The sequence below is a fragment of the Dietzia sp. SL131 genome, from assembly GCF_026672565.1.
In the GTDB taxonomy this organism is placed as follows: Bacteria; Actinomycetota; Actinomycetes; order Mycobacteriales; family Mycobacteriaceae; genus Dietzia; species Dietzia kunjamensis.
In genome coordinates this window covers 2,957,991-2,970,155 of sequence record NZ_JAPPRI010000003.1, presented here as the reverse complement: position 1 = coordinate 2,970,155, position 12,165 = coordinate 2,957,991, and the positions used below count along the sequence as shown (strand labels likewise).

At 70.9% G+C, this 12,165-nt stretch carries 10 protein-coding genes; 2 read left to right on the top strand and 8 right to left on the bottom strand.

Features of this window, described 5'->3' with window-relative positions; all coding sequences use genetic code 11:
• Nucleotides 1-55 precede the first annotated feature (55 nt).
• The 3 genes from OVA21_RS14800 to OVA21_RS14790 form a co-directional block, all read right to left on the bottom strand.
• A complete protein-coding gene (locus OVA21_RS14800; protein ID WP_268092752.1) occupies nucleotides 56-913 on the bottom strand; it encodes an anti-sigma factor in 858 nt (285 codons plus the stop codon).
• Nucleotides 910-1,491: an ECF RNA polymerase sigma factor SigK gene (gene sigK / locus OVA21_RS14795; RefSeq protein WP_268092751.1), complete on the bottom strand. Its 582-nt coding sequence runs from the start codon at nucleotides 1,489-1,491 to the stop codon at nucleotides 910-912. The genes OVA21_RS14800 and sigK overlap by 4 nt, the downstream gene beginning before the upstream one ends.
• A 74-nt stretch (nucleotides 1,492-1,565) precedes the next feature.
• Nucleotides 1,566-3,179, bottom strand: a complete 1,614-nt coding sequence (locus OVA21_RS14790) for a molybdopterin-dependent oxidoreductase (protein ID WP_268092750.1) — start codon at nucleotides 3,177-3,179, stop codon at nucleotides 1,566-1,568.
• A 131-nt stretch (nucleotides 3,180-3,310) separates the two neighbouring features.
• Between OVA21_RS14790 and OVA21_RS14785 the strand changes: the two genes are divergently transcribed.
• Complete coding sequence (locus tag OVA21_RS14785; protein WP_268092749.1) at nucleotides 3,311-3,982, top strand: fasciclin domain-containing protein; 672 nt, start codon at nucleotides 3,311-3,313, stop codon at nucleotides 3,980-3,982.
• 126 nt (nucleotides 3,983-4,108) lie between these two features.
• Here OVA21_RS14785 and OVA21_RS14780 read toward each other — a convergent pair whose 3' ends face one another.
• Genes OVA21_RS14780 through OVA21_RS14770 form a run of 3 tightly spaced genes read right to left on the bottom strand, consistent with a single transcriptional unit; the run spans nucleotide 4,109 to nucleotide 8,957 of the window.
• Nucleotides 4,109-5,920 (bottom strand): acyl-CoA dehydrogenase, encoded by a 1,812-nt coding sequence (locus OVA21_RS14780; RefSeq protein WP_268092748.1) that lies wholly within the window; start codon nucleotides 5,918-5,920, stop codon nucleotides 4,109-4,111.
• Between the two features lie 49 nt (nucleotides 5,921-5,969).
• Nucleotides 5,970-6,956, bottom strand: coding sequence for an SDR family NAD(P)-dependent oxidoreductase (locus OVA21_RS14775; RefSeq protein WP_268092747.1), 987 nt, complete (start codon nucleotides 6,954-6,956; stop codon nucleotides 5,970-5,972).
• A gap of 9 nt (nucleotides 6,957-6,965) precedes the next feature.
• Complete coding sequence (locus OVA21_RS14770) at nucleotides 6,966-8,957, bottom strand: penicillin-binding transpeptidase domain-containing protein (RefSeq protein ID WP_268092746.1); 1,992 nt, start codon at nucleotides 8,955-8,957, stop codon at nucleotides 6,966-6,968.
• A 63-nt stretch (nucleotides 8,958-9,020) separates the two neighbouring features.
• Here OVA21_RS14770 and OVA21_RS14765 point away from each other — a divergent pair, with 63 nt between their 5' ends.
• Nucleotides 9,021-9,524, top strand: coding sequence for a DUF4112 domain-containing protein (locus OVA21_RS14765; RefSeq protein ID WP_069390357.1), 504 nt, complete (start codon nucleotides 9,021-9,023; stop codon nucleotides 9,522-9,524).
• Nucleotides 9,525-9,564: 40 nt separating this feature from the next.
• Here OVA21_RS14765 and OVA21_RS14760 read toward each other — a convergent pair whose 3' ends face one another.
• On the bottom strand, nucleotides 9,565-10,668 hold the full coding sequence (locus OVA21_RS14760; protein WP_227022199.1) for a hemolysin family protein: 1,104 nt from the start codon (nucleotides 10,666-10,668) through the stop codon (nucleotides 9,565-9,567).
• Nucleotides 10,665-12,026 carry a hemolysin family protein gene (locus OVA21_RS14755; RefSeq protein WP_069390358.1) on the bottom strand — a complete coding sequence of 454 codons (1,362 nt, stop codon included), beginning with the start codon at nucleotides 12,024-12,026 and terminating at the stop codon, nucleotides 10,665-10,667. Before OVA21_RS14755 ends, OVA21_RS14760 begins: the two co-directional genes overlap by 4 nt.
• Nucleotides 12,027-12,165: the final 139 nt, after the last annotated feature.

The window sequence follows — 12,165 nt, the reverse complement described above, 5'->3', positions numbered from 1 at the left end:
TCTCGACGAGGCAGGCCGCCCGCGCGGGCATCGCCTGCGCAGCCGGACCGCCGGGTCAGTCTATGTCCAGGGCCAGGAGGACCTGACCGGTCGGCGTCGGCGATCCCCCCGCGGGCTCCTCGGTGATGCCGATCTGCTCGGAGTTCCGGATGCCGTCGATCTGCGCCGAGGGCGACGGTCCGACCTGGCCGGACTCCATCGTCCCCGCCGAGATGGGCTCGTGGTCACCCATCAACCACAGCTGGTAGGCGCGACCGGTGGCCGGCTCGGGGAGGTTGGTCATCGAGATGACCGCCATGTCCGCCGCTTTGGACGCCAGCACGGTGGCGGTGCCGGTCGCGCCGACCTGGCCGCGGACCACCGCGAGGTCCTCCGCCGCGAGCAGCGAGGTGACCTTCCCCGGCATCGACGGCGGGGCCGCGACGGGCACCGAGTTGTCGCCCCCTGCTCCGTCGGTGATTCGACCGATGGTCACGCCACCGGCGACCAGCACCACGGCGGCCGCCGCGGCGGCGAGGAACGACAGCGGACCGGGTCGCCGGCGCTCGCGCTCCCGGCTCAGGTCGACCACGTCGGTCCCTCCGCCGGGCTGATCCCGGTCGGTGTCCCCGGCATCGGCCGGCCGGGCCGGCCCGCGGGGGGTATCGGCCGCGGCCAACTCCAGGACGCGGTCCCGCAACTGCGGTGGGGGCGCGGTGTCGAGGCCGGCGTCGGCCACGATGCCGGCGATGACCTCACGCGTCGAGGCGATGTGCGCCAGCATGGACGACTTCTCCTCAGCCGACGCGCTGACCAGCGCCATCTCGACGGCTTCGGCCTCGTCATCGTCCAGGGCGTCCAGGGCGTAGAGGTCGAGGTCCTCGGGACGGACGCTGCCCAGGTCCGACGGATGATCGTGGTGTCGAACGCTCATGACAGCTCACCTCCCAGGCAGTTCTTCAGGCGACGGAGACCGTCGCGGATTCTCGATTTGATGGTGGGTAGCGCGGTGCCGAGACGGTCGGCGACCTCGCGGTACGTCTGTCCGGAGAAGTAGGCCATCTCGATGGACTCGCGCTGGTTGTCCGTGAGGGTCCCCAGGCATCTGCGGACCTCCGCGGCGTCCTCGTCACGGGAGAGCTGTTCGGTGACCTGCTCCGCGATGTCGCCGGATCGGGTGAAGTCCGCCGCCGCGTCCATCTCGTCGCGCCGCGCGGCGGACGTCTCCGAACGGACGCGGTCCACCGCCCGACGGTGCGTGATGGTCAGCACCCAGGACTGCACCGATCCCAGACTCGGCCGGTAGTCGGCAGCCTGCTTCCAGACCTGGAGGAAGACCTCCTGCACGGTCTCCTCGGCGTACCCCGGGTCCCGCAGGACTCTCAGGGCCAGGCCGTAGACGCGCGGGGACATGAGGTCGTAGAAGCGACCGAAGGCCTGGAGGTCACCGGAGGCGGCGAGCTCGAGCAGGCGCCCCGGGTCGGTCAGCGGCGGGGCGGTGGGCTCGGACACGGGAGACAGTCTAGTGCGAAGTAGTTCGAACTCAGTGGGAGGGCGGGCGATAGGAGGGTGCGTGTCGACGATGGTCATCTCTCCGACACCCGAAACGTGCGGTTGTGCCAACCCGTTGCGCCGGTGGGGATCGGGGCCTGCCGCTTCTCCGTCTGGACCTCGCCCGTCGAATCGGTCGCTCGGACGGACAGGGTGTGCAGGCCGGGCTCTGCGTCCCACGTCCATGACCACATGCGCCAGGTGTCGATCGAGTACTCGGTGGCGAGCGTGGCGTCATTCCACGGCCCATCGTCGACCTGCACCTCCACCCGGTCGATGCCCCTCTGCTGCGCCCACGCCGTCCCCGCGACCACGACTGGCCCGGGCTCCAACTGCGCGAGTGGTGCGGGCCTGTCGATGCGACTCGCGGTGAGGATCGGGCCCCGTTCTCCCCAGCCCCGGTCGGTCCAGTACGCACTGGCCTGGTCGAAGCGGGTGACTTCCCAGTCGACAACCCACTTGGTGGCGGAGACGTAGCCGTACAGACCAGGGACTACTTGACGAACCGGGTAGCCGTGCTCGAGGGGCAGCGGCCCGCCGTTCATCCCCACGGCCAACAACGCGTCGCGACCGTCGGTCAGGGCCTCGAGCGGCGTGCCCGCGGTCCACCCGTCGACGGAGGTGGACAACAGCATGTCTGCTTCCGGCAGCGGGCCAGCCTCGGCGAGGAGTTCGGCGATCGGGAACCCGGTCCAGGTCGCGTTGCCGGCGAGGTCGCCCCCGACCTCGTTGGACACGCAGGTCAAGGTCACGATTCGATCCAGGAACTCCCTGCTCGTCAGCGAATCCCAGTCCAGTTCGATCTCCTGCTCCACCATCCCGTGGATCCGTAGTCTCCAGTCGGCCGTGGTCAGGGCAGGCACCCGCAGCGCGGTGTCGATGCGGTAGAACTCCTCGTTGGGCGTGATGAACTGAGTGACGCCGGGCGCATCGGGAACGACTCCGCCCGGCACCGGTGCGGCAGCATTGCGGTTGAGCACACGCGGGAGCTGTAGGCCCGTGCGCTCGGCGAGGGCGTCGGCCGCGCGGCGCGTGAGGGCGACACCGGTTGCTCCCGCAGCCGCGATCACCGCCACGGCCGACCCGGCCAGGATCAGGAAGCGCCGACGATCGGGCCCCGGGCTCCCGGCGGGTGCCACCTCGTCCGAGCGGTCACCGGCGGCGGAATCGGACTTAGCCTCGACGTGATCGACGGCGCCGCGAGAGGGGTACAACGCGCCGATCATCAACCGGAGGGCCACCACGGCGAGCACCGTGCCCACAAGCGTCGGGAGTGCCCACAGTGGACCGGCGGTGGGACGGGCCACCGCCGCGAGTGTTCCCACGGCGCCCAGGGCCGCGATGATCACGGAACCCACGGGTCGGCGCGGGCGTTCGACGAGACCGACGACCACCCCGAGGATCGCGAGGATTACGGCGAGACTGATCAACAGTGCCGGTTTGTCCGCGGTGCCCAGCGCATCGATGGTCGCCTCACGCACGGCTGACGGAGCACGATCGACCACCGAGTCGGCCACCGCGAGAAACGGTGAGGAACCGGGGGCGACCAGTCCGGCGATCGCATGACCGACTGAGAGGGCGATGCCGGTCGAGAGGAGCCCCGCGGAGATCCGGGCCGTCACGCGGGGGCTGGGCTGCTTTGTGTCCACATAGGGAGTTCGGAGCACGGGGTCCGGCGGACGGCTCGAAAATATTTCTGTGTGTGCACCCATCCGGTCCCGCAGTAGTGCCGAAGAACCCATGACCCAGTACACAAGGCTCTGTTGAAAGGACCAACACAATGGGCAACACGATTTCACGCCGTATGGCATCGATCGCGGCGGCTGCCGCGGTCAGCGGCCTCGTTCTGGCCGGCTGCTCGTCTGACGAGGGTTCCACCGAGGCCGAGGGCACCACGTCTGCGCCCATGACCTCGGAGATGATGACGTCCGAGACCACCGCGATGGAGGAGGGGGCCGACACCATGCTGGTCGGCGCCGGCTGCGCGGACTACGCCGAGGCCAATCCGGACGGCCCGGGCTCGGTCGACGGCATGGCCCAGGAGCCGGTCGCCACTGCCGCGTCCAACAACCCGCTGCTCACCACGCTCACGGCCGCCGTGTCGGGCGAAGTGAACCCGGACGTCGACCTGGTCGACACACTCAACAACGGTGAGTACACGGTCTTCGCTCCGGTGGACGACGCATTCGCCCAGGTCGATCAGGCCACGATGGACCAGCTCGCGACCGACGCCGACTTGCTGACCACCGTTCTGACCTACCACGTGGTCGAGGGACAGATCTCGCCCGACGAGATCACCGGCATGCAGACCACCCTCGCCGGTGAGGACGTTGATGTCACGGGATCCGGTGACGAGCTCATGGTCAACGGCGCGAACGTCGTCTGTGGCGGCGTCCAGACCGCCAACGCCACCGTCTACCTGGTGGACGAGGTGCTGATGCCCCCGATGTGATCCCCGATCATCTCGGACGGTATCCCGGGGTCCGGTCCCCCACTGACGTGGGGGGACCGGACTCCGGCGTTCGCGCGGAGGCCAGCTCGCTTCCGTTAGCGGACGCGACGAGGGTTCGGCGTCTCGTCAGAACCAGTCGTCGCGCATATCCACTGTCGTGCGGTCACCCGCGGCGAGCAGGTCGAACTTGGCGTCGACGATCGGGAGTTCGCGGCGCAGGAAGTACTCCGCGGCCCTGAGCTTGCCTGCGGCGAAGGCGTCGCCCTCGTCGCCGGTGCGCGCGCCCAGTGCCAAGACCTGCTCGACCCAGATCCAGGCGATCACCACGTGCCCGGCGGCCTCGAGGTACTCCGTGGCGTCGGCCAGGAAGGCCTCCGGATCCGTGGCCCCCACCTCCGCCAGCGCGGTGGTGACCTCGATGAGGCGGGTGACACGCGGCCGCAGCAGCGCGGCCATCTCGGCCGCGGACCGGCCCGCCTCGGCAGCGCGGTCGCACGTCTGGGTGATCCGCCCGGTCAGCGCGGCCAACCCGGCACCGCCGCCGGCCATCACCTTGCGTCCCAGCAGGTCCTGGCCCTGGATGCCGTGGGTGCCCTCGTGGATCGGGTTGAGACGGTTGTCGCGGTAGTGCTGTTCCACGTCGTAGTCGATGGTGTAGCCGGCCCCGCCGAGCACCTGCACCGCGAGCTCGTTGGCCTTGAGGCACCACTGCGAGGGCCACGACTTGGCGATCGGGGTGAGGACGTCGAGCAGCATCTTCGCCGCCGCCGACTCCTCCGGGGATCCGGTCTTGGAGTCGTCGACCAGTCGCGCGCAGTACAGCCCCAGGGCGAGCGCGCCCTCCACGTACGATTTCTGGGCCAGCAGCATGCGGCGCACGTCCGCGTGGCCGGTGAGCATGACCTGCGGCGATGACGGGTCCGCCCCGACCTGCCGGCCCTGGGGACGGTTCCGGGCGTAGTCCAGCGACTTGAGGTACCCGGTGTAGCCGATGGCGGTCGCGCCGAGGCCCACGCCGAGGCGGGCCTCGTTCATCATGGTGAACATCTTCTTGAGGCCGGTGTTCTCCTCTCCGACGAGGTACCCGATCGCGCCCGCCCGACCGCCGGGGGTGTGCATGCCCTGGCCCAGCGTGGGCATGGTGTTGACCGTGCCGCGGAAGCCCATCTTGTGGTTGAGGCCGGTGATGACGATGTCGTTGCGCTCGCCGATCGTGCCGTCGTCGGTGACCAGGAACTTCGGCACGACGAACAGGCTGATGCCGCGGGTGCCCGCCGGCGACCCGGGAACCTTCGCCAGCACCAGGTGCACGATGTTCTCGGCCATCTGGTGCTCGCCGCCGGAGATCCACATCTTCTGCCCGAACAGCCGGTAGGTGCCGTCGGGCTGCGGCTCGGCGCGGGTGGTGATGTCGGCGAGGTTGGACCCGGCCTGCGGCTCGGACAGGCACATCGTCCCCGTGAAGCGGCCCTCGATCATCGGCTTGACGTACCGCTCGATCTGCTCGTCGGAGCCGTGCTCGATGAGCAGGTTGGCGTTGCCGGTGGTGAGCAACGGGTAGGCCGCGGTGGAGATGTTCGCGGCGTAGAACCAGGCCATGCACGCCAGGTAGGCGGTGTAGGGCAGCTGCATGCCGCCGACCCGCTCGTCCATCGCCGCACCCACGAGGTCGGCCTCGGCGAACTTCGCGAGTGCCTCGCCGATCTCGGGGATGAGCTCCACGTCCTCGCCGACCAACCGGGGCTCGGTGAGGTCGGCTTTGCGGAAGTGGGGCGCGAAGTGCTTCTCGGCGAGTTCGGCCGACAGGTCCACCACGGAGTCGATCGTCTCGCGCGAGTGCTCCGCGTACCGTTCCCGCTCGCACAGCTCGGAGACACGGAGCCAGTCGTGCAGGAGGAAGTCGAGGTCGGCGCGGGAGAGCAGGTGCGAGGGGGTCATGCCCCGCAGGGTACTAGCGCGCGGTACCAGCGCGCGCCGCCCCCGGTGCTCACGTGCCCGTCGCGCCCGTTCCGCCGGCCTCGGCGCCTGCCCCGTCCGTGGCGCCCGCCCCGCCCGTGGCCCGTGTCGCCGCCGCGAACTTCTGTCCCATGCCGAGCATGGTCCTGGCGTACGCGGCGGGCAGGAACCGCTTGGCGCGGTAGGACTTGCGGGCGTCGGGGTCGGGGAGGATGAGGAACTGCTTGGCGTCCAGGCCCGTCATCACCTCGGAGGCGATCTCGTCGGCGCCCCGCTCGGAGCGGTCGATCAGCTTGCTCGCGAACCCGCTGGCGGCGGGGTCGGAGGCGTTGAGACTGGAGGCGAGGTTGGTGCGGAAGAAGGACGGGCACAGCACCGACACGTCCACGCCGAACGGCTCGAGTTCCCACCGCAGGCTCTCGGAGATCGCCACGACCGCCGCCTTGACCGCCGTGTAGGAGGACATGGTGGGCGGGTGGACGAGGCCGGCGAGCGAGGCGGTGTTGACGAGGTGGCCGCTGCCCTGTGCCTTGAACATCGGGACGAAGGTGCGGCATCCGCGCGCCACGCCGAGCAGGTTGATGTCGACGATCTGCCGCCAGTCGTCCTCGGTGAGCATCTCGATGCGGCCGCCCTGGGCGATGCCGGCGTTGTTGACGAGCACGTCCAGTCCGCCCCAGATCTTCTCTACCTCGGCGCGTGCGGCCTGCCACTCGTCCTCCGAGCGCACGTCTAACCGCAGGTAGTGGGCGTCGGCGGGCACCGAGTCGGGGCGGTCGTCGGTGGGGGCGAGGTCGGCGACGATCACCCGGTCACCGCGCTCGAGGAACGCCGTCGCCAGGGCCAGACCGAGGCCGGACGCACCGCCGGTGACCAGGACGCGGCGGTGGGTGTCGGCGGGGGAGGGGGAGGACGACGACGACAAGAACGGCAGCCGGTCCAGGCCGGGCAGCGGCAGATTCTGCAGGGACAGATCGGGCAGGGACAATTCAGGGAGCGAGACCTTGGGCAGGCGCATGTTCCGAAACTACCGAGCGGCCAGCGGTGCCGGTTGTCCGACACCCCCGAGGAAGTCGGCGGCCATCTCCACCGCCGGGCCGGACGAGTCGGCGCCCTCGATGAGGACCGCGACCGCGATGTCCCCGGTGAAGCCCACGAACCAGCCGTGCGACGGCCCGCTACCCACCTCGGCGGTGCCGGTCTTGCCGCCCAGCCCGGGCACGGACCTCGCGGCCGTCGCGGTGCCCGACTGCACGGTCTGCACCATGTAGCGGCGCAGGGTGTCGACCACGGCCGGGTCGAGCGGCTCGGGGGAGTCGTTGGCGACCGCGGGCATCCCGTTGATGAGCTGCGGCAGGATCATCCGGCCACCGTTCGCGAGCGACGCCGTCATCACGGCCATGCCGAACGGGCTGGCCAGCACCTCGCCCTGCCCGATCGCCGCCTCGACCCGGCCGGGGCCCCGCTCGGTGACGGGCACCTCCCCGGTGTACGTGTTCAGCCCCGGGGTGAAGAACCCGACACCGAGGCCCAGTGACGCGGCGGTGTCCTTCATCGCCGCGGGTTCCAGGCGGTCGCTGATCACGGCCTGAGTGGTGTTGCACGACCGGGCGAACGCCGTCTCCAGGGGGACGGGGCCCAGCTCGAAGTCGTCGTCATTGGGGATCGTCCGGCCCGAGACGGTGACCGACGCCGGGCACGGCACGATCTCGTCCGGGCCCACGACGCCGGCGGAGAGCGCGGCGGCGGTGGTGACCACCTTGAACGTCGACCCCGGCGGGAAGCGGCCCTGCAGCGAGACGGGCCCCTGCCGGTCGGCGGCGGAGTTCTGGGCCACCGCCAGCACCCCACCCGTGGAGGGTTGGATCGCGACGATCGACGCCGCCAGCCCGCTGCCGTCCACGGCCCGCTGGGCCTCACGCTGCATCGAGATCTGGATCATCGAGACCAGGTCGTCGACCTCCCCGGCCGGCGCGCTCCCGATCTCGATCGGTTCGGCGCCGGGGTTGACGATCTGCGCCGACCAGCCGCCCTCGGACTGCAGCGCTTCCGTCCAGGCGTTCGGCAGGCCGTCGAGGGCGGGGGAGTCCAGGTCGCGGTCGGTCCGGATGAGCTGGCCCTGCTCCGGCAGGCTCACGCCCGGCACCGCGGCGAGCTGATCGCGGATCGGGTCGATGTCCGCGGGGCGCAGCGCCACGACCTGGTACGGCTGGTCGCCGGCCTCGGACATGCCGTCGCGGATCGTCTGCCCGGTGATCGTCGGTGCGGCCCCGCTGACCAGCGATGCGACCGCGTCCGCCGAGCCGGCGGCGTCGGGTGCGAGCGTCACCGCGGTGACGGGGGTCCACTGCATGAGCGGCTCGCCGGTCCGGTCGAGGATGTCGGTGTCCCAGTCGAGTTCCTCGGCGAACGTGAGCCGGCCGCCCTCCGCCAGCCGGGTGTCGAGCACCGTCGGCGCCCACTGCACCTTCCACTGGTCGCCCACCTCGGTCGTCCGCACCTCGCCGCGGGTGGTCACGGTGCGCGTCCCGGCGTCGGCCGCCTCGTCCCCGCCGGCCGGGCCGGAGCCCGCCTCGTCGTCGTCGCCACCAGAACCGTCGGCGCCGCCCTCGTCCTCGCCGCCCTCATCGTCGGCGCCGGCGGCGCCCATGTCCCACGTGATCTCCACCGCCACCGGATCGCGGTCGGGGCGCCCGTCGTCGCCGCTGGTGGTCGCGGAGATCGCGGGCAGCCCCATCCCCTCGACGCTCGCGATGATGGTCTCCTCCGCGGCGGCCGGGTCGGTGGTCAGCGCGGCCGCGCCCGTTACGTCGCCCTGATTGAGGGCGGCCAGGAACTGGTCCACCTCGTCGGCGCCCGTGTCGCCGGTCAGCGCCGCGCACCCCGACCCCACGAGGACGACGGCGAGGGCCGCCGCCACGAGGCCTCCGGCGCGACGATCCGGGTGCCGGGTCGCGCCGGGATCGCGGTGGGGCCGCAGCGGGCGGAGACTCGGCTGAGAGGCGGGCGTGGGCATCATCTCTCCACGAAACCAGATCCCGGGCCCGGGCGCACCGGGAGCGCGGACCGTAGGCTCGGGCCCGTGAACCCCGACCGTCCCGACCCCGCCCCGGCACCCGTCGACCGCACCGGTGTCTCCCCGGTCACCACCGGTCTCGCGCGCGTGCTCGACGACCTCGTCCGCATCCCCGGCACCCGCTATCGCGTCGGTCTGGATCCGGTGATCGGGCTGGTCCCGGTGGTCGGCGACGCGGTCGGCACCGTGTTCGCGGCCGCCGTGTTCGCCGAGGCGGTGCGCAACCGGGTGCCCGTGCGGATCCTGTTCCGGATGGGCTGGAACTACCTGGTGGACGCCGTGCTCGGGCTGATCCCGTTCGTCGGTGACGTCGCCGATGCCGCCCACAAGGCCACGTCCAAGAACCTGCGGCTGGTCGACCGCACCATCGCCGACGGCAGACGCGTCGACACCGACGCGCGCGGCTACCTGCTGAGGGCGATCGGCGCGGTCGGGCTCATGCTGCTGGTCCTGCTCGGGATCGCCGGGCTGGCGCTGTTCGGCGTGGTCTGGCTCATCAGCCGGATCTGACCCGCGCCGGTCCACCTGCGCCGATCTACCCCCCGCCTATCTACCCCGAGGTGACGGGCAGGAGGCGACGGACCACGTCGTCGAGGGTGAGGACGCCGCGGACCTCGGAGACGTGGGTGCCCGGGTGCCCGCCGGATTGTTCGACGACGACGAGGTGCGCCCGTGCGTCGCGCATCCGGCGGAACGCCTCGGCGACGGTCAGGTCGTGCTCGAGGGACAGGCTCGACCGCATGAGTTCGCGGGCGGTGGCCGGCCCCTCGACGTCGATGGCGTCCCGCGCGTGCACCACGCCGACGGCGGTGTCGTCCTCGAGGACCAGTAGCCGCAGGTGGCCGGTGCGGCGGGCGGTGTCGCGGATCTCGCCCGGGGTGGCGTCCGCGCCGACGGAGGACATCTCCTCCGGCGAGGCGGGCGTGTCGACCCCGCGCTCCCCGAGCAGGTCGCCCACGGTGAGCTCCTGCAGCTCGAGGGCGCTGAGCAGCTGGCGCTGATGGGTGTCGTCCAGGGTCCCCGCCTCACCGGAGTGCCGCACGAGCTCGCGCAGTGAATCGGCGTCCTGGCCCGCGGACACCTCGTCCCTCGACTCGACCCCCAGCCGGTGCAGGATGTTGTTCGCCATGGCGTTGAGGGCGACCAGGAGCGGACGGGTGAGCCAGAGGAACGCCCGCATCGGAATAGCCAGCAGGGTGGCCGAGTACTCGGGATGCGTGATCGACCACGACTTGGGGGCCATCTCGCCCACCACGAGGTGCAGGAACGTCACGATGATCAGCGCGAGGATGAACGCGATGACGTCGGCGGTCCACAACGGCAGGCCCCAGCCGGAGAAGACCGGGGTGAGCCAGTGGTGCACGGCGGGCTTGGTGATCGACCCCAGCGCCAGCGCGCACAGCGTGATCCCCAGCTGCGCTCCCGCCAGCAGGAGGGTGAGTTCTGAGGCGTTGCGCAGGGCCGCCCGGGCGGCCCTGCTGGTGGCGGCGGCGTCCTCGAGGCGGTGGCGCCGCGCGGAGATGAGGGAGAACTCGACGGCCACGAAGAACGCGGACGCCGCGATGAGCAGGACGGTCGCGGCCAGGACCACCCAGGGATTGCTCATGAGTCCGGACTGGGCCTCGGCGGCCATGAGGGTCGTGGTGGGGGTCATCGTGTGGCCTCCTCGACCACGATATGCAGCTCGGCGGGGACGCGACGCTCGAGACGACGGACCTCGGCCCGCAGGACGCGATCGGCGGAGACCTCCTCGAGGATGTCGGTGTCGGGCAGCGGGATGTCCACCCGGTCGCCGACGTCCGGCAGGTCACCGATCGTCTCGACGACGAGGCCGCCCAGCGTCTCGGCGTCGACCTCGGGCAGGGTGATGTCGAGCAGGCGCTCGACCTCGTCCAGGTGGGTGTCGCCCCCCAGGACCCAGCCCAACCCCTCACTGACCGGGGCGTCCCCGGCGGCCTGCGGGTCGTGCTCGTCGGCGATCTCCCCGACGATCTCCTCCGCCATGTCCTCCATCGTCACGACTCCGGCGAACCCGCCGTACTCGTCGACGACCACGGCCATCTCGGCCTTCTGTTCGCTCAGGCGCGCCGCCACCTCGGGCAACGGCAGGGAGGTGGGCACGACGATCGGGGCCCGCATGACCTCCGACACCAGGGTCAGGGAGGTGTCCCGCTCGTCGTCGCAGATCACCAGCAGGTCGTGCAGGTCGACGATGCCGATGACGTCGTCGGAGTCCTCACCGACCACGGGGTAGCGGGTGTGGCCGGTGGCCATCTTCGACAGCACGTCCGGGACCGCGTCCTCCCCGCGGACCACGTCGGTGCGGGAGCGCGGGATCATCGCGTGCTCCGCCGGCTGTCCGGGGAAGTCGAGCATCCGGTCCAACAGGCGGCTGAGCTCGGGGGAGAGTTCGCCGGTCTCGCTGGACTCGTGGACGATGTGCTCGAGGTCGCGGGCGGTGGCGGAGTGCTCCTTGTCGTGCACCGGCTCGATGCCGACGGCCTTGAGCAGGGCCTCGGACGCCTTGTCGAACAGCCCGATGAGCCAGCCGAACAGCGCCAGGTAGATGGTGGTCGACCGCGCCAACCAGCGAGCGACGGGTTCGGGTTTGGCGATCGCCAGGTTCTTGGGCACGAGCTCGCCGAAGAGCATCTGCACGACGGTCGAGAACAGCAGGGCCAGGACCGTGCCCACACCGACGCCGATGGCCTGTGGAACGGAGGCCAGACCGAGTAGTTCGCCCAGGGCCCGCCCGATGAGTGGCTCGGCCACGTAGCCGACGACGAGGGTCGTGACGGTGATGCCCAGCTGCGCACCCGACAGCATGAACGAGGTCCGCCTGGTGACCCCGAGTACGCGGTCGGCGACGGGGTCGCCCTTTTCGGCGGCAGCCCCCATCCGCGAGCGATCAACGGCCATGAAGGCGAATTCCTGCGCCACGAAGTAGCCCGTGAGCGCGGTGATGGCCAGGACGACGACGACGCCGACCAGGAGTGAGAGCGCGATGCTCATCCGGTGTCCCCCCTTCGGTGAAGGGGGCTGATAGATCGGGCCGGGGTGTCGGCTCGGCTCACTGGAGGTGCTCCTGCGCTTCTCGATTACGCCCGGGGCAGATCGCCCGGGCTGATCGGTCCGATTCTCCCGTCTGGGG

Coding starts and splice junctions, on each gene's coding strand:
- OVA21_RS14770 (WP_268092746.1), bottom strand. CDS start 8,957: ATGATGCCCACGCCCGCCTCTCAGCCGAGTCTCCGCCCGCTGCGGCCC.
- OVA21_RS14785 (WP_268092749.1), top strand. CDS start 3,311: ATGGGCAACACGATTTCACGCCGTATGGCATCGATCGCGGCGGCTGCC.
- OVA21_RS14775 (WP_268092747.1), bottom strand. CDS start 6,956: ATGCGCCTGCCCAAGGTCTCGCTCCCTGAATTGTCCCTGCCCGATCTG.
- OVA21_RS14755 (WP_069390358.1), bottom strand. CDS start 12,026: ATGAGCATCGCGCTCTCACTCCTGGTCGGCGTCGTCGTCGTCCTGGCC.
- OVA21_RS14780 (WP_268092748.1), bottom strand. CDS start 5,920: ATGACCCCCTCGCACCTGCTCTCCCGCGCCGACCTCGACTTCCTCCTG.
- OVA21_RS14760 (WP_227022199.1), bottom strand. CDS start 10,668: ATGACCCCCACCACGACCCTCATGGCCGCCGAGGCCCAGTCCGGACTC.
- OVA21_RS14800 (WP_268092752.1), bottom strand. CDS start 913: ATGAGCGTTCGACACCACGATCATCCGTCGGACCTGGGCAGCGTCCGT.